This window comes from Aeromonas diversa CDC 2478-85, from assembly GCF_000819805.1.
Taxonomy (GTDB): Bacteria; Pseudomonadota; Gammaproteobacteria; order Enterobacterales; family Aeromonadaceae; genus Aeromonas; species Aeromonas diversa.
Genome location: NZ_CDCE01000031.1, coordinates 151,801 through 169,048 on the forward strand (window position 1 = coordinate 151,801; position 17,248 = coordinate 169,048).

A 17,248-nucleotide genomic window follows, 5' to 3' on the forward strand; every position below is an offset into this window, starting at 1 on the left:
GCCTCTGGCAGGAGAGGGGAGCATGAAAACAGGTGTGTGTGGGGCCATGTTGCTGGCCGGGTCGCTCTGGGCGGCCGAGCCACCGGTGCAGATCTGCCTCGGTGATGGCAACGAGTGGGCGCCCTTTACCTATTGGGAGCGCAGCAATGGTGAGCCGGATCGCACGCGTCTGACCGGCATCGCCAGCGGTCTGGTACTCGAGGCCCTGCGCCAGAGCGGGTTCGACTATCGCATCAGCTATCTGCCCTGGGCCAGGGTGCAGCAGGAGCTCAAGGAGTTTGCCCGCAACCGGGAGTGCGAACTGACCTGGGATGCCAGTTACAAGGCCGAGCGCGCCGAATTCGCCCTCTACAGTGTCCCTCTCTACCAGACCCGCCTCGGTCTCTTCTATCTGGGGCGGCGTTTCCCCGAGGGGCCCGACATGCAGACGGTGCAGCGCTCCCGGGTGTGCGGCGTCGTGGGTTACAACTACACCCCCTATGAGTTGCAGCAGGAGGTGCGTCTGGTGCGCCAGATCCAGCAGGTGCTGGACATGATGGAGCGCGAGCGCTGCGACTTCTTCCCAAGCGAGATAGAGCCGCTGCTCGGCGGCTTGCAACTTGGCATCTATCACAGCCAGGGCGAGCTACAGACCCTGGCGATACCGCGCAGCAAGCGTTTCTATCTGCTGGTGAGCAAGGGCTCACCGCGGGCCGATGCCCTGCTTAACCGACTCAATCAGGCGTTGATCCGTTTCGACGAGGAGGGCTACAGCGCGACGCAGTTTCGCCGCTTCCTGCCCAAGGCGCAGCCATAAAAAAACCGGGCCAGGGGCCCGGTTTGTCATCGCACTGGGGTTACTGGAGTACCAGTACCATCAGCAGACCTACCGTGATGGCTGACACCAGGAAGGCGAAGCCATAGAACACATAGTGGTGCAGCTTGGTGGTGTGGATCCCCAGATCGTGCAGACCGTGGTAGACCCGGTGCATGCCGTGCCAGATGGGCAGAGCGATGAGCACCAGTACGATGGCGGCACCCCACCAGGAGCTGGCGAACTCGAGCACGCGATCATAGCTCATGGTCTCTACGTCCATGATGCCGAGCGGCACCAGGATGCCGGTGATGAGGACGATGATCGGCAGCAGCATGGCGACCACCATGCCACCCGCACCAAACAGACCCCAGTAGATAGGTTCATCGGAACGTCTCATGGTCTCACTCCTCATGCCACGATGATCAGAACAAGCACGGATACCACCGCCAGGGCCACGTACTGGGCCAGCACGATGGGCTTCTCGGGGATCAGCTGATCGCCCTTGAAGATACGCATGGCCTTGGGTGCCAGCGCAAACCAGGTCTTGGCATGGAACAGGCAGGCGGCCAGGGCAACCACGTGGAACAGGATGGCCAGCGGGCTCTGCAGGGACTCGAGCCAGCCGTTGAAGGCATCGGCCCCCTGTACCAGGCGCATCAGGCCCCACATCAGCACCACGGCGTAGATGGAGACGAACAGGCTGGTCCCTTCGCGCACCATGTAACCGGTGTAGAAGGCGTTCTTCAGCCACCAGTCCTTCTTCATCTCGCGCACATAAGGCTTGCGTTTGCTGTTTGCGTTATTCATGGTCTCACTCCGGCTTGAACATGGCGATCATGTAGTCCTTGGCGCTCTCGACCTTGCCGAGCTGGATGGCTGCGGCGGGGTCGACCCCCTTCGGGCACACGTCGGAGCAGTAGCCCACGAAGGTGCAGCTCCACACGCCGGCGTCCGCGTTGACGATCTTCATGCGCTCGGCGGCCGCGCCGTCACGGCTGTCGGCGTTGTAGCGGTAGAGCAGCGCCAGGGCGGCAGGACCGGTGAACTCCTTGTTCAGGCCATACTGGGGGCAGGCTGCATAGCAGAGACCACAGTTGATGCACATGGAGAACTGGCGGTACTTCTCGAGCTGGGCCGGGGTCTGGGTGTATTCACCCTCGCACAGGCTGCGCTCTTCCTTCGGCACGATATAGGGCTTGATGCTCTCGAGCTTCTCGATGAAGTCGGACATGTCCACCACCAGATCGCGCTCGATCGGGAAGTTGTTGAGGGGCTCGATGCGCATCTTGCCCGGGGTGTAGTCGCGCAGGAAGGTCTTGCAGCCCAGCTTGGGAATGCCGTTGACCATCATGCCGCAGGAGCCGCAGATCGCCATCCGGCAGGACCAGCGGAAGCTTAAGGTTGAGTCCAGGTGGTCCTTGATGTAGTTCAGGGCCTCCAGCAGGGACATCTCCTTGGCGAAGGGCACCTGGAAGGTCTGGAACCAGGGCTCGTTATCCTGCTCGGGACGGTAGCGCAGGATCTCAATTTCCATCATCTCAGCCATTCTTCTTGGCCTCCTGTTGTTCTGCCTCGGCACCGTAGACACGCTTGGCCGGCTGCGACTTGGTGATCTTCACGTCGGAGTACTCCAGGTTCGGTGCCCCTTCGGGGTTGTAGAACGCCAGGGTGTGCTTGAGGAAGTTCACGTCATCACGCTCTTCGTAACCGTCCAGGCGCTGGTGGGAGCCGCGGGACTCTTTACGGTTGATGGCGGAGTGGGCCATGGATTCGGCCACGTCGAGCAGGTAGCCCAGCTCGATGGCGTACAGCAGGTCGGTGTTGAAGACGGACGACTTGTCGTTGATCTTCACCTTCTTGTAGCGGGCCTTCAGCTCGGTGATCTTGTCGATGGTCTCTTGCATCAGCTCACCGGTGCGATAGATACCGACGCCGGCTTCCATGGTGCGACCCAGGTCGTTGCGGATATCGGCCGGGTTCTCGGTACCCTCGTTGTCCATCAGGGCCAGGTGCTGGTCGATCAGCGCCTTGGCCTTGGCGGCCAGGGCCTCGGTGTTGCCGTGCTCGCTCTCGAGGGCGTGCTTGGCGGCCGACTCACCGGCGACCTTGCCGAAGACCACGATCTCGGACAGGGAGTTGGAGCCCAGACGGTTGGCACCGTGCAGACCGACCGAGGCGCATTCGCCGACGGCGAACAGGCCAGGCAGGCGGGTGGCGCACTGGCCGTTGGTTTCGATACCGCCCATGGTGTAGTGCACGGTCGGGCGCACCGGGATCGGCTCCTTGACCGGGTCCACACCCACGTAGGCCTTGGCCAACTCGCAGATGAAGGGGAGACGCTCTTTGAGGTACTTCTCGCCGAGGTGGCGCAGGTCCAGGTGCACATAGTCGCCCATGGGGGACTCGAACACGCGGCCCTTTTGCTGCTCCTGCCAGAAAGCCTGGGAGAGGCGGTCGCGCGGACCCAGCTCCATGTACTTGTTCTTCGGCTGGCCGACCGGGGTTTCCGGGCCGAGGCCGTACTCCTGCAGATAGCGGTAGCCATCCTTGTTGAGCATGATGCCGCCTTCACCGCGGCAGCCTTCGGTCATCAGGATGCCGCTGCCCGGCAGACCGGTCGGGTGGTACTGAACGAACTCCATGTCGCGCAGGGGCACGCCGTGACGGTAGGCCAGCGCCATGCCGTCGCCGGTCACTATGCCGCCGTTGGTGTTGAAGCGATAGACACGGCCGGCACCGCCGGTGGCGAAGATCACCGACTTGGCCTGGATGAAGCGGGTGATGCCGTTCTGGATATCGAACACCACCACGCCCTGGACGCGGCCCTCTTCGACGACGAGATCGAGACAGAAGTGCTCGTCGAAGCGCTGGATGCTGGGGTACTTGATGGAGGTCTGGAACAGGGTGTGGAGGATGTGGAAGCCGGACTTGTCGGCGGCGAACCAGGTGCGCGGGATCTTCATCCCGCCGAAGCGGCGGACGTTGGCCTTGCCGTCCGGCTTGCGGCTCCAGGGGCAGCCCCAGTGCTCCAGCTGGATCATCTCTTCGGTGGCGTGCTCGACGAAGTAGTCCACCACGTCTTGTTCGCACAGCCAGTCACCGCCGGAGACGGTGTCGTTGAAGTGGTTCTCGAGGGAGTCATCGTCACGCACGACGCCGGCGGCACCACCCTCGGCGGCCACGGTGTGGCTGCGCATCGGATAGACCTTGGAGATGAGGGCGATCTTCATCTCCGGATGGGCTTCTGCTACGGCGATAGCGGCACGCAGGCCACCACCACCGGCACCGATGATGGCAACATCGGTCTTGATAATATCCACATCTGCCTCCTTTGGGATAGATTTGCTGGGCACGATTTTGCTCTATGAAAAAAATTCAGGCTTGATGCAAGTCAAACAGGTCTGTTTTAGCGTTCTGGCATAGTGAATTTCTCCACGTGCCCCGTGTTCCATGGGTAAAGACTCTGCGGTCTCTCGCCATCCAAGGATTAGATACAGACGTCGTCTGGTCAGTTAAGCGTTCCAAGACAAGGCATTATAGGCCAGCGGTGCTGACTAAAATGCGAAATGCCTCTCTTTTTAGGTACTCACCCCTATAATTTTTAAGGTTTTTATTGAGTTAGTTGAGCGACCCTGTTGCTACATTACTCAATTTGATGCGAAACGCTCTCAATTTCATTCATGATGGTGAATGATTATGCGTAAATGTCGCCTTCTCTGGGTCAGATCAGGTGGAAGTGAATGACGAAGAGAGGGGGCCGGTGAGGATAGATGGTGTCGATCACCGCCCTGAGCTCATCCAGGGTCATGTTCTCCTGACGGGCGTGCTCCTCGGTGAGCAAATCGAAGGCGATGGGGGTGACCGACTCCACCTCGATGAGGCCAAACGGTTCGTTCTCAGGGTTGGTAAAGAGTGCCAGATGCTGGCCTGGCACCCACTGGGCCTCACTCTCGTCACGGATGGTGATGGTCTTGCGTCCGGCACGAATGTCATCGACGAAGCGGCGGTAGAAGGTAAAGACGGGATGACTCATAGGCTCCTCACAGTTTCAGATAGGCGCGCAGCGCCTGGTGGTCGCGGATGACCAGCTCCCCCTCCCGCTTCTCGACCAGCCCCTGGGCGATCAGTTCGCCGACGGCGCGCCGGTAGACCCGCTCGGTAGTGCCGAAACGGGCGGCCTCGAGGGCACTCTGGCGAGAGCCCAGCATGGGGGTGCGCCGCTTGGCGTGCCACAACTCGAAGGCGATGTTGTAGGCGATAGGGTGGAGTAGCCGCTGGGTGGTGATCTCCAGGCTGTCGAGGTAGTCGCCGGCCAGGGCGCAGGTGAAGAAGAGCAGCAGCTCCGGGGCCTGCTCGAGGCGGGCGCTGAGCCTGCCGGCGTCGATCACCTCGGCGTCGAGCTCGCAGCGGGCTTCGACGCTCCACTGGATCGGCGTGCCGCCAAAGAGTTCCATCTCGCCGAGGATCTGGTCGTGGCACTCCACCTCGCCGAGCTGGAACAGACGCCCGGAGGCGACGCCGGAATAGAAGGCGATGCGTCCGCTGGCGACCCGCAGCAGTTCGAGCAGGGGCTCACCTTGGGTCAGCATGCGCTCGCCGGGTAGGAAACGGCGGGTGTAGAGGCAACAGTCGGCCAGCATGGCGTCGAATTGGGGCTGCAGGCGAGAGAGGGTCTCACCGAAGCGGGGGTGGGGATAGGGGGTACGCTGCATGGCCTCCTCCAGACGGGTAGGAGAGCGTAGCAGCGCAGCCCCCTCAGGACCAAGGGGATTGCTCTCAGTTCGTGAGCGCGCTCAGGGCGGCGCGGATGGCGAGTTGCTCGGCCTCCATCATACGTGCCGCGGCGGCGGCGTAGTCGGCCACCCCCTCCTGCACCTCCTGCTGCCAGGCCACCACGTTGCAGAGCACGGCGGCGACGCGCACTCCCCGGTAACGCCCCACCGCCAGCAGGGCTCCGCTCTCCATGTCGGCGGCCAGGATGCCACGCCGGTGCCACAGATCACATACCGCCTGCTCGTCGTCCCGATAGAAGGCGTCATGAGAGCGAACCAGGCCGTGATGCAGCGGGTGGCCGGTGGCGCGGACTGCCGCCAGCAAACCTTGCTGCAGGCCGAGATCGGCGCAGGCAGGGTATTCGGCGGGCAGGTAGGCCAGCGAGGCCCCGTCGTGGCGTACCGCTCCCTCTACCACCACCAGATCGCCGAGGGCGACGGCGGGTTGCAGACTGCCGGCCGAGCCCACTCGCACCAGCTGGCGGGCACCGGACTGAACCAGCTCCTCCAGGGCTATGATCGCCGAGGGAGCGCCGATGCCGGTGCTGCAGACCGTGATATTTCGGCCCCGGTAGCGGCCGTTTGCCAGGCGAAACTCGCGGCTCTGGCCGAGCAGCGCTACGTCATCGAGCTGGGCCGCGATGCGATCGACCCGGGCCGGATCGCCGCACACCACGACCCGTTCGGCGATCTGCTCGGGGTGACACTGAAGATGGGGCAGCAGGCTCATGCCAGGGCCTCCTCACGGCGATCGCGGCGAGCGGCCAGTATCCAGAGGCGGGTGCCGTTGGCGGCGATGAAGAGCAGGATCAGGTACTCCAGGGACATGGCATAGACCCCCTGGGCGGCGTAGACGCCGACGCTGATGATGTTGATGACCACCCAGAGGATCCAGTTTTCCACGTACTTGCGGGTCATCAGGATCTGGGCGACCACGGAGAGCACCGTCATGGTGGCATCCCAGAAGGGGAAGGCATCCGGCTGGGGCTCGGGCAGGGTCAGGCCGGCACCCAAGGCATTGAGCAGGGAGACGGAGGTGCGGGCCAGGGCGGCGAACACCGGATCTATGTACAGGGTGAGCAGGGCGATGGCGATGGCCGAGATGGCGGCCGTCGTGATCAGCTTGTTTCTGGGGAGCCAACGGATCGCCAGGGTGTCACCCTGATCGTTGGCTGGCCGACTCCAGGCATACCAGCCGTAAAGGTTGGCGCAGAAGAAGAAGAGCTGCAGCAACAGCAGGCCGTAGAGCTGGATCTGGAAGAAGATGATGGCAAACAGGGTGACGTTGATGAGGCCGAACAGGTAGTTGATGGTCTTCTCCTGGCTGGCCAACCAGATGCAAGCGAGGCCAAACAGGGTGCCAACAGCCTCGATCCAGGACATGGCATAACCCCCTTCGCCGAGGGGAATGGTGACTAGCGTGTTGCCGATATCGAACCAGGACATGGGATGCTCCTTGGGGAAAGGGGGATAGACGGCGGCATTCTAGATTGCCCTGGTCCAAGAGGGCAGGACTTTTGTCCGCCTGAATTGGAGCCAGGCCGCATTTTGGGCAAAGAGGGGATACAGGGTGCAGAAACGAAAAAACCAGCCGAATGGCTGGTTTTGACTGTGTGGCAATGGTGCGGAAGGAGAGACTCGAACTCTCACGCCTAGGCGCCAGAACCTAAATCTGGTGCGTCTACCAATTTCGCCACTTCCGCAAAGAAGATGGTGGCTATGACGGGATTCGAACCTGTGACCCCCGCATTATGAGTGCGATGCTCTAACCAACTGAGCTACATAGCCGGAATATGGCTGGGGTACTAGGATTCGAACCTAGGTATGGCGGGATCAAAACCCGCTGCCTTACCGCTTGGCGATACCCCAACAGCGGCGACGATCAGTGATCGAAGCGCTTTTAAAATGGCTGGGGTACTAGGATTCGAACCTAGGTATGGCGGGATCAAAACCCGCTGCCTTACCGCTTGGCGATACCCCAACAGAATATGGTGGCTATGACGGGATTCGAACCTGTGACCCCCGCATTATGAGTGCGATGCTCTAACCAACTGAGCTACATAGCCGTGTGTCAACGATGCATGGCACCGATAACGAAAGATGGCTGGGGTACTAGGATTCGAACCTAGGTATGGCGGGATCAAAACCCGCTGCCTTACCGCTTGGCGATACCCCAAGAGTGATGCTCGCCTTGGCAAACATCCTTTGAAAATGGCTGGGGTACTAGGATTCGAACCTAGGTATGGCGGGATCAAAACCCGCTGCCTTACCGCTTGGCGATACCCCAGCAGAGATGGTGGCTATGACGGGATTCGAACCTGTGACCCCCGCATTATGAGTGCGATGCTCTAACCAACTGAGCTACATAGCCATCACTGCTGTCAGTGCGAGTCACCTCGTCACTGTGCGGCGAGATTATGCGGATCGAGCCTGGGGGCGTCAACCCTTTTTTTGGTTGAGAAACTCAATTTGAGTGCGTTTGACCAGTTATTGGTCGCTATTGCGCAAAAGCCCAACAATTCTGGCATTTTCACGCCTGGCCGAGGCGTTTACGGGGGAATGGACCCGGGGGATTGGCGCGCAGTGGATGGGGCTGACAGGATGGCCTCGCAGGGAAAATAGGCCAAGCCGGAGAACTAAATATCATCTAAATCATGCCATTGCTTTGATCGGAAACCCATCTCTTGATAGCTGTCACCGACCCGCAGGGGCTTGCTCTAAGCGCCGGCAGTGGGAAGGCACTGTCACAGCCTGATGGGGCTTGTCTTGGCTGCCAATCCTGATTGAAGCAGCCGGCCCAGCCGGATATGACAGCATGTTTTCACGGTTGCGCCGTGATTTTGGCCGGAACCTCAATCTTGTCGGCTCTGCCGAGGGGTGGCCGCGTTTAATCAGGGTCATGTCAGTGCATCCCGGCTGGAACATGTCCACTTGCTCGCAGTGATGGGTCAGGGCATGCGGTGAGCGAACCCGACACCAAAAAATAATGTTAACCATTTTCATAAGAATTTTTAATGGTGAATCGAGAGTGCCTATGCATTGAATTTAAAAAATATTTTGGTTGGCGGCTTCGCGAGGGCCAACGTGGAGCTTGCCGGCAAGGGTGGGTGTGCGAGTGACGGAACTATAATGATTACTCGCAAGTCCAGAGTATTTGCTGGATAGAGGACGTTGACATGAAGACGTTAAAACTTGCCTTGCTCATAGCGACATCGCTATTGATCGTAGCCTGCTCCTCTTCGCCCATTCCGGATGAACCAACTTCATCGGGTGGTGCTGCATCCGGAGACATGATGAGTCCTTATGGTAAAGGAGGGGGTCGGAATAACTTTGCGGCCATCACACCGCAGGTTGACCAGAGAGATACAGTTGTTTTAACAAGATGAGTGCATTGCCCTGGCTCGATCCCACAAGCCAGGGCATACAGACGGCCAGTTTGTCGCTGCCCGCTTCCCCTGTCACAAGACCCATGTCTTCCCATCCTGATACCTGAAGAGCAGACCGACGTGCTCTATTCAGGATGCCTGCGCCTCGCTGCCATGCTATTCGCCCTGAGCTTGAAGGCGGCGTTTTCTGTGCGGTAAGGCGGCAACCGGGATTTCACGCAGGAAAGGAGTGGTTGGCACCTCTGGTGTTGGGGTTAGTCCCAATGAGTCTCGTGGTGGCGCCTGGGTTGTCTTGAGCTGGAGGGGGCTGATGGGGTCGGCGGCCAGAATACTGGGCGGGGCAAGCATAACGTCAATGCTTGAAAACAAGCGGGGTTGCCCCCTGGTCCGATCGGTGTCAAACCCGGGAAGCAACCCCGCACTCATACCATGCGTTTTAATGACGCGGGGTATTACACATTGAACAGGAAGTTCATGATGTCACCGTCTTTGACGATGTAATCCTTCCCTTCGGCGCGCATCTTGCCCGCTTCTTTGGCACCCTGTTCGCCCTTGAACTGGATAAAGTCGTCGAAGGCGATGGTCTGGGCGCGGATAAAGCCCTTCTCGAAGTCGGTGTGGATCTTGCCGGCCGCCTGCGGGGCGGTGGCACCGACCGGGATGGTCCAGGCGCGCACTTCCTTCACACCGGCGGTGAAGTAGGTCTGCAGGTTGAGCAGGGTGTAGCCTGAGCGGATCACCCGGTTCAGGCCCGGCTCTTCGATGCCCAGATCGGCCATGAAGTCTGCGCGATCGGCGTCGTCCAGCTCGGCGATGTCGGACTCGATGGCGCAGCAGACAGGTACCACCACGGCGTTCTCGGCGGCGGCGATCTCACGTACCTTATCCAGGAAGGGGTTGTTCTCGAACCCGTCCTCGGCCACGTTGGCGATGTACATGGTGGGCTTCAAGGTCAGGAAGTTGAGGTAATCGACGGCGGCGATCTCCTCCTTGGAGAGGTTCAGACCACGGATCATCTTGTCCGCTTCCAGGCCGGCCTTGATCTTCTCTAGCACTTCCACCTCGAACTTGGCGTCCTTGTCGCCACCCTTGGCACGCTTGGATTGGCGCAGGATGGCGCGATCGCATGCCTCCAGGTCGGAGAGGGCCAACTCGGTGTTGATCACCTCGATGTCGTCGGCCGGGGAGACCTTGCCCGCCACGTGAACGATGTTCTCGTCTTCGAAGCAGCGTACCACGTGACCGATGGCGTCGGTCTCGCGGATGTTGGCCAAGAACTGGTTACCCAGGCCTTCACCCTTGGAGGCACCGGCCACCAGGCCGGCGATGTCCACGAACTCCATGGTGGTCGGCACGGTACGCTGGGGTTTTACGATCTCGGCCAGCTGGTCCATGCGGGGATCCGGCACCGGCACCACGCCGGTATTCGGCTCTATGGTGCAGAAGGGGAAGTTGGCGGCTTCGATACCGGCCTTGGTCAGCGCATTGAACAGGGTGGATTTGCCCACATTGGGCAGGCCCACGATACCGCATTTAAAACCCATGGTCGTTTACCTTACTTGATTGATGCTGTGGAGTGGCTCACTCGGCCTTGAAGCTGTGCAGCCGGTTCATGGCCTTGGTCATGTCCTGCTTGAACAGGATGTCGGTGGCGCGCAGGGATTCGTCCAGCGCGGCATCGATCAGATCCTGCTCCTTGGCCGGAGCCTTGGTCAGCACGAAGCCGGCGACCAGCTCCTTGCTGCCGGGATGGCCGATCCCGAGGCGCAGCCGGTAGAAATTATTGTTGTTGCCAAGCTTGGCAATGATGTCCTTGAGGCCGTTATGCCCCCCGTGACCACCGCCCTGCTTGAACTTGGCGATGCCGGGTGGCAGGTCCAGCTCGTCGTGGGCCACCAGGATGGCCTCCGGCTCGATCTGGTAGAAGCGCGCCAGGGCGGCGACCGCCTTGCCCGACAGATTCATATAGGTGGCCGGGATGAGCAGGCGCACATCCTGGCCGTCCACCTGCAGACGAGCGGTGTGACCGAAGAACTTGGGTTCCTCGCGCAGGCTGACGTTGTGCCAGCGCGCCAGCTGCTCCACATACCAGGCGCCCGCGTTGTGGCGGGTCTTGGCGTATTCGGGGCCGGGATTGCCGAGGCCCACAATCAACTTGATCTGGCTTGTCACGGGTTCACTCTTTCGTCGATATCAGGATGACTGGCAGGGGTGTGCCCGAAGGCAAGAGGCGTATTCTAGCCGTGGGGCGGCGATCTCTCAACCAAACCGCCCCGCAGAACGCTCAAGGATGGCGGTTCAGGGCAGACGCTTGAGGGTCACCACCTCGTCACCCAGGGCGATGAGGGGGTTGCGAGCAGCCCGCACATACTCGGTAAAGGCGGCCGCGTCGGTGCCACAGTCGAGCCCCTTGGCCTTGCAGTCGAGGGCCGTGCCCCGATAGCGCACCGCCACCTTGTCCCCCGTTCGGGTGACGCCGGCAACGGGGAAGGCGGTGAGAGCCCCATCGACCCGGGCCAGCTCGACCCGCTCGCTGCCCGGCTGTTGCTGGGCGCGGTAGAGGGCATCCCAGCCGTCGTTGCCGTTGGCGCTGTAACCGTTCATCACCACCCGATAGCGGGCGTTATCCAGCAGCGGTTGCCATTGGCCATCGCGGCTCTGCCACTCCAGCACCGTCACCTTGCCGCCTTTGCCAGCGCTTGTCTCTTCGAAGGTGTAGCGCAGGTGGCCACCGTAGGGGAACTTGCCCGCGTGGGCACCGGCCGCCAGGGTTGCGCTCACCGTCTCGGTAATGAGAGCGCGCACATCGCTGCCGCTGACGGTCAGCACCGACAGCTGGTTCTTGAAGGGGAGCAGGGTGAGGGCGGCATCCCCCTCGCGCCACTCACCGGCACCTATGTCGGCGCGCACGCCGCCGACCGCCGTGATGGCAAAGTCGACCGGCTGGCCGAGCAGGGCCTGCACCGGGGCGCTGTTGGCCCACCAGTACTGGGATTCGGCCACCAGGGGCGCCACGTCGGAGCCATGAGCATCGCTCTTGTCGTCGCCGGGACGGCGCGGGTTGGGTAGATCGGCGGGCACGCTGGCGATCACCTTGCCGAAGGCCTGCTCCAGATCCGGCTTGTAGTGGCTGTCGATGAGGCCGCGCAGGCGGGCATCCTCATCGACCCTCAGTATGTTTTCCTGCTTGTCGACGAAGGCGATGGCCTGTTCCCGGGCCTGGCTCGCCAGCGGCGCCTGGCGGGCCGCATCCCCATAGAAGTCGGCGCTGGCGAGCAGGGTGTTCTTGCCCTCGCATCCGGTGATGCGGCCATCACCATCGAAGCTTACCTCGACCAGTCCCATCGCCTGGGCATAGGAGCCGGCCTGTACCACGCAGGTCTGGCCTATGCCGTCCGGGTTGGTGACCAGCTGGGCGTAGCGGGTGGCGCTTTGGCCCATGCCAAGGTTACTGAAATCCCCCAGCAGGCTGTGGGAGTGGCCACCGACGATGACGTCGATGCCGTTGACCTGGGCGGCGAGGGTCAGATCGCGCTGGTTGCCGATGTGGGTCAGCAGCACCACCTTGTTGACCCCTTTCTGCTTGAGCAGATCCACGGTGGCCTGGGCCGAGGCCGCCTCCTTGGCAAAGCGCAATTTGCCGGTGTTCGGCGCTATGTCACCCATCTCTTCCAGCACCAGACCGACCACGGCCACGATGGGCTTGTCGGCGGGAAGGGGATCCCCCTCCTTGAGCGGGGTCTTCTGGTTGCCATCGAAGGTGAACAGGGCGTAGGGCTTGAGGTTGGTCATGCCCTGCAGATCGGCATCCTGACGGGTATCCAGATTGGCGGCCAGCAGCGGGAAGTTGACCCCCTTGATGAAACGCGCCAGCCGGGCGTTGTCGAGGTCGAACTCATGATTGCCGAGCGCCATGGCGTCGAGACCGAACTGGCTGAGCAGCTCGGCATTGGCCATCCCCTCGTTGAGCTTGAAGTAGCCGCTCCCCTGCCAGGCATCTCCCCCGTGCAGGGTGAGCAGGGCCCGATTCTGACGCCGGGCATCGGCCTGCAGCGCCTTGGTCATGGTGAGCAGGCGCGGATAGCCGCCGAAGCGGGTGTAGACGGTGTCGTTCTCAACGCCCTGAGCCGCCAGCGCCGGGTTGCGCAGGGTGGCGTTAACCGGATCGAACTGGGAGTGGGTGTCGTTCATGTGGGCGATGCTGAGCACGAAGGTCTGGGGCTCATTGCCTTGCTGGCAGGCAAACAGGGCACTACAGAGGGTCGCGACAAGCAGGGGACGGAGTGGAGACATGGAAACTTCCTCGCTGCCTTGGTGGGTGGGATACGTTTTCGTGGATATCAAAAAGACGAAAACCGCCGTGCGGCGGTTTTCGTGAATCACTCTCTATCAATGCTCAAACATGGCAGAGATGGACTCTTCGTTGCTGATGCGGCGAATGGCCTCGGCCAGCATGGAGGCCAGGCTGAGCTGCTTGACCTTGCCGATGGCCTTCATCTCGTCGGTCAGCGGGATGGAGTCGGTGATGATCACCTCGTCGATCACGGAGTCCTTGATGTTCTGCAGGGCGTTGCCGGAGAAGATCGGGTGGGTGGCGTAGGCAAACACACGCTTGGCACCGCGCTCCTTCAGGGCTTCGGCCGCCTTGCACAGGGTGCCGCCGGTGTCGATCATGTCGTCGACTATGATGCAGTCGCGGTCGGCCACGTCGCCGATCAGGTGCATGACCTGGGAGACGTTGGCGCGCGGACGGCGCTTGTCGATGATGGCGATGTCGGTGTCATCCAGCAGCTTGGCGATAGCACGGGCACGCACCACGCCGCCGATGTCCGGAGAGACCACGACCGGGGCTTCCAGGTTCTTGGCCTTCATGTCTTCGAGCAGCACCGGGCTGCCGAACACGTTGTCCACCGGCACATCGAAGAAGCCCTGGATCTGTTCGGCGTGCAGATCCACGGTCAGCACGCGGTCGACACCGACGCTGGAGAGGAAGTCGGCGACCACCTTGGCGGTGATGGGCACACGGGCGGAGCGGACACGACGGTCCTGACGGGCATAGCCGAAGTAGGGGATCACGGCGGTGATCCGACCGGCAGAGGCACGACGCAGGGCATCCACCATCACGATCAACTCCATCAGGTTGTCGTTGGTCGGGGCGCAGGTGGATTGAATGATGAAGATATCGCCGCCACGTACATTCTCGTTGATCTGTACGCTGATCTCGCCGTCGCTAAAGCGACCTACGGCAGCATTGCCGAGTTTGATAAACAGGCGATCTGCGATCTTCTGGGCCAGTTCCGGCGTAGCGTTACCAGCAAACAGCTTCATGTCAGGCACGGTTTGAAACCTCGGGGTTGCATCCAGTATGTGGGGTGGACCAAGAGTCCGCTCGTTCGGGGGCAAACGATTTATCAAGGTGGCGGACGAAGCCCGGCCAGGGAAGTGAGGCGCTCATCTCTGCTCGCCTAGATGCTGCCGGCCACATTTGCATGACGAGCCAGTTGCAAGATATTGGCCAGAGGTGATATGTTCACGCCCTTGGCAACAAATCCCATCCAGCCGTCAGGCAGTTTTGCCAACACTTCCCGAGCAAGGCTCTCGTCTTCGAATGCTGCGAAGACGCAGGCTCCGGTGCCCGTCATTCTTGACGGCGCGTATTCTAGCAACCAGCCGAGCGCATTGGCAACCTCGGGGTGGCGCTTTTTGACAAGCCCCTCGCAATCGTTTTTCCATTCTCCTGCCAGCAGATCCTGCAATCTCATTTTCGGGGTATCTCTCGGCAGGTCCGGATCCTGAAAAATGGCGGCCGTGGCCACATGGCATTCGGGCTTGATCACCAGATACCAACGCTCCGGGATCTCGATCGGCCGGAGCCGCTCACCGACCCCCTCGGCAAAGGCCGCTACCCCGCGAACAAACACCGGCACGTCGGCGCCGAGGCGCACCCCTATCTCGGCCAGCTCATCCACCGACAAATCGGCGCCCCAGAGATGGTTGAGGGCCACTAGCGTGGTGGCCGCATCCGACGAGCCACCGCCGATGCCACCGCCCATGGGCAGCACCTTGGTGAGCCGGATCCTGGCTCCCTTGGGCGTCGGCAGACGTGTCTGCAACAGGCGCGCGGCGCGGATGATGAGATTCTCCTCATCCGGTACGCCGGGGATCGCTGGGGAGAGGGTGAGGGCGGGATCCTCGGTTACCTCGAAGCTCAGGGTGTCGCCGTGGTCGAGGAAGATAAACAGGGTCTGCAACTCGTGGTAACCGTCGGGACGACGACCGTTGACGTGCAAGAACAGGTTCAGCTTGGCAGGCGCCGGCCAGAGGATGTTGCTCATTTCAGGCTCCACTCGTTGATCAGCAGCTTGAGGCGGGTGCCTTCCCCCTGCAGGGAGAGTTGATGGGGCAGGCGATAGCCGTCCTGGTCACGGTATTGCTGGTAGTCGATCTGCCAGGCGCCGTCGGTGACGCTGGCCAGACTCTTGTCCGGATTGAGCTGGTACTGGGCATCGCCCGGTAGCCCCTTGATCCACTCGGGCAGGCCGTCGATGGGCAGCTCCCAGCCGGTCAGGCGGTAGATGAGCTCGCCCGCATCCTGACTCTGGTGGCGGTTGCCATCCCGGTCAGTCAGGGTGAGGCGGCCATGCTGGCGGGTCAGCTCGAGGATGTGGGTGCCGATGACGCTGGTGAGATTGAGGCGGTAGTCATCCCCCTCCTGCTGCCAGTTGAGGCGGGCGCTGCCCTTCTCTTTTTCGGTGATGATGGCGAGCTTGCCCGAGAGCTGCCAGTGGGTCAGCTGCTCGAGGCGTTGCCGCTCCTGGCTCCAGTCCACCTGCTGGCGCTGGGGTTGGGGAGTGGTGGCGCAGCCTGCCAGTAGCAGGGCCAGGGTGAGGAGTATGAGACGAAGGGGCACGGGGTCGGCTCCGGATGATGATTTGCGACAGTATAAGTGGCGGCCGTATCGCTTTTAAAGGCCTACCCTTTCCCGTACAATTAGCGCCCTGCCACTGCCCTGCTCCAAGGATTACCCCACAGCCCCATGAGTCTGCTCGCGCTAGGAATCAACCACAAGACGGCCAGCGTCTCGTTGCGCGAGCGTGTGGCCTTCGGTCCCGACTGCATCGAGCGCGCGCTGCACGATCTGGTGCAGCAGCCCGGGGTGAGCGAGGCGGTGATCGTCTCTACCTGCAATCGCACCGAGATCTACTGCAACCTGGATGCGGGGCAGGGGGAACAGGTGCTGCACTGGTTGCAGCGCTTCCACCGGCTGGAGTGCGGTGAGCTCGACAATGCCACCTACCTCCATCACGACGAGGAGGCGGTGCGCCATCTGATGCGGGTGGCCTGTGGCCTCGACTCCCTGGTGCTCGGCGAGCCCCAGATCCTGGGGCAGATCAAGCAATCCTACGGCACCGCCCAACAGGTCGGCGGCCTGCGGGCGATCCTGGAGCGGCTGTTCCAGAAAGCCTTCTCGGTGGCCAAGCGGGTGCGTACCGACACCGAGATTGGCGCCAGCGCCGTGTCGGTGGCGTTTGCCGCCGTCAGCCTGGCGCGCCAGATCTTCGCCGATCTCTCCCAGACCAAGGTGCTGCTGGTCGGCGCCGGTGAGACCATAGAACTGGTGGCCCGCCATCTGCGCGAGCAGAACGTGACCCAGATGATGGTCGCTAACCGTACCCTGCAGCGGGCCCAGGGACTGGCCGAGGAGTTCGGTGCCCAGGTGATGACCCTGGAGGCGATCCCCGAGCATCTGCACGAGGCGGACATCGTCATCAGCTCGACCGCGAGCCCATTGCCCCTCATCGGTAAGGGGATGGTGGAGCGGGCCCTCAAGGCGCGCCGCTACCGCCCCATGTTTCTGGTCGACATCGCCGTGCCGCGCGACATCGAGGAGGAGGTGGACGAGCTCTCCGATGCCTATCTCTACACGGTGGACGACCTGCAGGGGATCATCGAGCAGAACCTGGAGGCGCGCCGCCGCGCCGCCCAGCAGGCCGAGCGCATCGTGCTGGAGGAGCGCGACGACTTCATGGGGTGGTTCCGTTCCCTCCATGCGGTCGATCTGATCCGCGACTATCGCCAGCAGGCTCAGGGTTATGCCGAGGAGGAACTCTCCCGCGCCTTGCAGAGCCTGCAACAGGGTGAGGAGCCCGAGGCGGCGCTGCGGCGTTTGGCCCATCGCCTCACCAACAAACTGATCCATAATCCGACCCAGGCCCTGCGTCACGCCGGTGAGCAGGACGATCGGGAACAGTTGGCCCTGCTGCGAAGTGCCCTCGGCCTGCAGCAGGAGTGAC

At 61.8% G+C, this 17,248-nt stretch carries 16 protein-coding genes and 8 tRNA genes; 2 read left to right on the forward strand and 22 right to left on the reverse strand.

The genetic code is table 11. The annotated features are described in order from the left end of the window. Positions 1-22 precede the first annotated feature (22 nt). Positions 23-796 carry a substrate-binding periplasmic protein gene (locus BN1121_RS13015; protein ID WP_043597939.1) on the forward strand — a complete coding sequence of 258 codons (774 nt, stop codon included), beginning with the start codon at positions 23-25 and terminating at the stop codon, positions 794-796. A gap of 40 nt (positions 797-836) precedes the next feature. Here BN1121_RS13015 and frdD read toward each other — a convergent pair whose 3' ends face one another. From frdD to lolB, 22 genes are all read right to left on the reverse strand, one after another. Next, the gene (gene frdD, locus BN1121_RS13020; protein WP_005351663.1) at positions 837-1,193 is read right to left on the reverse strand and encodes a fumarate reductase subunit FrdD; all 357 of its coding nucleotides are present in this window, start codon (positions 1,191-1,193) and stop codon (positions 837-839) included. An 11-nt stretch (positions 1,194-1,204) separates the two neighbouring features. Beyond that, positions 1,205-1,603 carry a fumarate reductase subunit C gene (locus tag BN1121_RS13025; protein WP_005351666.1) on the reverse strand — a complete coding sequence of 133 codons (399 nt, stop codon included), beginning with the start codon at positions 1,601-1,603 and terminating at the stop codon, positions 1,205-1,207. Between the two features lie 4 nt (positions 1,604-1,607). Next, the gene (locus tag BN1121_RS13030) at positions 1,608-2,342 is read right to left on the reverse strand and encodes a succinate dehydrogenase/fumarate reductase iron-sulfur subunit (RefSeq protein WP_005351669.1); all 735 of its coding nucleotides are present in this window, start codon (positions 2,340-2,342) and stop codon (positions 1,608-1,610) included. Then, entirely contained in the window at positions 2,335-4,116 is a 1,782-nt protein-coding gene (gene frdA / locus BN1121_RS13035; RefSeq protein WP_005351675.1) for a fumarate reductase (quinol) flavoprotein subunit, read from the reverse strand. The genes BN1121_RS13030 and frdA overlap by 8 nt, the downstream gene beginning before the upstream one ends. Before the next feature lie 401 nt (positions 4,117-4,517). Next, positions 4,518-4,829: a N(4)-acetylcytidine aminohydrolase gene (gene yqfB, locus BN1121_RS13040; RefSeq protein ID WP_005351676.1), complete on the reverse strand. Its 312-nt coding sequence runs from the start codon at positions 4,827-4,829 to the stop codon at positions 4,518-4,520. Positions 4,830-4,836: 7 nt separating this feature from the next. Next, positions 4,837-5,508 (reverse strand): Crp/Fnr family transcriptional regulator, encoded by a 672-nt coding sequence (locus BN1121_RS13045; RefSeq protein ID WP_005351680.1) that lies wholly within the window; start codon positions 5,506-5,508, stop codon positions 4,837-4,839. Positions 5,509-5,572: 64 nt separating this feature from the next. Continuing rightward, positions 5,573-6,298, reverse strand: a complete 726-nt coding sequence (locus BN1121_RS13050; protein WP_005351682.1) for a nucleoside phosphorylase — start codon at positions 6,296-6,298, stop codon at positions 5,573-5,575. Then, positions 6,295-7,014 carry a nicotinamide riboside transporter PnuC gene (gene pnuC / locus BN1121_RS13055; RefSeq protein WP_005351684.1) on the reverse strand — a complete coding sequence of 240 codons (720 nt, stop codon included), beginning with the start codon at positions 7,012-7,014 and terminating at the stop codon, positions 6,295-6,297. Before pnuC ends, BN1121_RS13050 begins: the two co-directional genes overlap by 4 nt. A gap of 174 nt (positions 7,015-7,188) precedes the next feature. Next, positions 7,189-7,271, reverse strand: a tRNA-Leu gene (locus BN1121_RS13060). An 8-nt stretch (positions 7,272-7,279) separates the two neighbouring features. Further along, positions 7,280-7,356 (reverse strand) — tRNA-Met (locus tag BN1121_RS13065). Positions 7,357-7,362: 6 nt separating this feature from the next. After that, positions 7,363-7,437: transfer RNA gene (locus tag BN1121_RS13070), tRNA-Gln, on the reverse strand. A 37-nt stretch (positions 7,438-7,474) separates the two neighbouring features. After that, positions 7,475-7,549: transfer RNA gene (locus tag BN1121_RS13075), tRNA-Gln, on the reverse strand. 8 nt (positions 7,550-7,557) lie between these two features. Continuing rightward, a tRNA-Met gene (locus BN1121_RS13080) sits at positions 7,558-7,634 on the reverse strand. A gap of 35 nt (positions 7,635-7,669) precedes the next feature. Further along, positions 7,670-7,744, reverse strand: a tRNA-Gln gene (locus tag BN1121_RS13085). 36 nt (positions 7,745-7,780) lie between these two features. Next, a tRNA-Gln gene (locus BN1121_RS13090) sits at positions 7,781-7,855 on the reverse strand. A gap of 7 nt (positions 7,856-7,862) precedes the next feature. Further along, a tRNA-Met gene (locus BN1121_RS13095) sits at positions 7,863-7,939 on the reverse strand. A 1,467-nt stretch (positions 7,940-9,406) separates the two neighbouring features. Further along, complete coding sequence (gene ychF / locus BN1121_RS13100) at positions 9,407-10,498, reverse strand: redox-regulated ATPase YchF (protein WP_005351686.1); 1,092 nt, start codon at positions 10,496-10,498, stop codon at positions 9,407-9,409. Between the two features lie 37 nt (positions 10,499-10,535). After that, positions 10,536-11,126: an aminoacyl-tRNA hydrolase gene (gene pth, locus BN1121_RS13105; protein WP_005351687.1), complete on the reverse strand. Its 591-nt coding sequence runs from the start codon at positions 11,124-11,126 to the stop codon at positions 10,536-10,538. A gap of 126 nt (positions 11,127-11,252) precedes the next feature. Then, positions 11,253-13,247, reverse strand: a complete 1,995-nt coding sequence (locus BN1121_RS13110) for a bifunctional metallophosphatase/5'-nucleotidase (protein ID WP_005351689.1) — start codon at positions 13,245-13,247, stop codon at positions 11,253-11,255. A 96-nt stretch (positions 13,248-13,343) separates the two neighbouring features. Then, positions 13,344-14,291, reverse strand: a complete 948-nt coding sequence (locus BN1121_RS13115; protein WP_005351690.1) for a ribose-phosphate pyrophosphokinase — start codon at positions 14,289-14,291, stop codon at positions 13,344-13,346. 128 nt (positions 14,292-14,419) lie between these two features. Then, positions 14,420-15,289, reverse strand: a complete 870-nt coding sequence (gene ispE / locus BN1121_RS13120) for a 4-(cytidine 5'-diphospho)-2-C-methyl-D-erythritol kinase (protein ID WP_005351692.1) — start codon at positions 15,287-15,289, stop codon at positions 14,420-14,422. Beyond that, entirely contained in the window at positions 15,286-15,864 is a 579-nt protein-coding gene (gene lolB, locus BN1121_RS13125; RefSeq protein WP_005351701.1) for a lipoprotein insertase outer membrane protein LolB, read from the reverse strand. The genes ispE and lolB overlap by 4 nt, the downstream gene beginning before the upstream one ends. A gap of 126 nt (positions 15,865-15,990) precedes the next feature. Between lolB and hemA the strand changes: the two genes are divergently transcribed. Next, a complete protein-coding gene (gene hemA / locus BN1121_RS13130; RefSeq protein WP_005351703.1) occupies positions 15,991-17,247 on the forward strand; it encodes a glutamyl-tRNA reductase in 1,257 nt (418 codons plus the stop codon). Position 17,248: the final 1 nt, after the last annotated feature.

Excerpts from the sequence above, each read along its gene's own strand:
- BN1121_RS13025 (WP_005351666.1), bottom strand. The coding sequence starts at position 1,603 with ATGAATAACGCAAACAGCAAACGCAAGCCTTATGTGCGCGAGATGAAG.
- BN1121_RS13015 (WP_043597939.1), top strand. The coding sequence starts at position 23 with ATGAAAACAGGTGTGTGTGGGGCCATGTTGCTGGCCGGGTCGCTCTGG.
- frdD (WP_005351663.1), bottom strand. The coding sequence starts at position 1,193 with ATGAGACGTTCCGATGAACCTATCTACTGGGGTCTGTTTGGTGCGGGT.
- BN1121_RS13110 (WP_005351689.1), bottom strand. The coding sequence starts at position 13,247 with ATGTCTCCACTCCGTCCCCTGCTTGTCGCGACCCTCTGTAGTGCCCTG.
- yqfB (WP_005351676.1), bottom strand. The coding sequence starts at position 4,829 with ATGAGTCATCCCGTCTTTACCTTCTACCGCCGCTTCGTCGATGACATT.
- BN1121_RS13045 (WP_005351680.1), bottom strand. The coding sequence starts at position 5,508 with ATGCAGCGTACCCCCTATCCCCACCCCCGCTTCGGTGAGACCCTCTCT.
- BN1121_RS13050 (WP_005351682.1), bottom strand. The coding sequence starts at position 6,298 with ATGAGCCTGCTGCCCCATCTTCAGTGTCACCCCGAGCAGATCGCCGAA.
- pnuC (WP_005351684.1), bottom strand. The coding sequence starts at position 7,014 with ATGTCCTGGTTCGATATCGGCAACACGCTAGTCACCATTCCCCTCGGC.
- BN1121_RS13030 (WP_005351669.1), bottom strand. The coding sequence starts at position 2,342 with ATGGCTGAGATGATGGAAATTGAGATCCTGCGCTACCGTCCCGAGCAG.
- hemA (WP_005351703.1), top strand. The coding sequence starts at position 15,991 with ATGAGTCTGCTCGCGCTAGGAATCAACCACAAGACGGCCAGCGTCTCG.
- ychF (WP_005351686.1), bottom strand. The coding sequence starts at position 10,498 with ATGGGTTTTAAATGCGGTATCGTGGGCCTGCCCAATGTGGGCAAATCC.
- ispE (WP_005351692.1), bottom strand. The coding sequence starts at position 15,289 with ATGAGCAACATCCTCTGGCCGGCGCCTGCCAAGCTGAACCTGTTCTTG.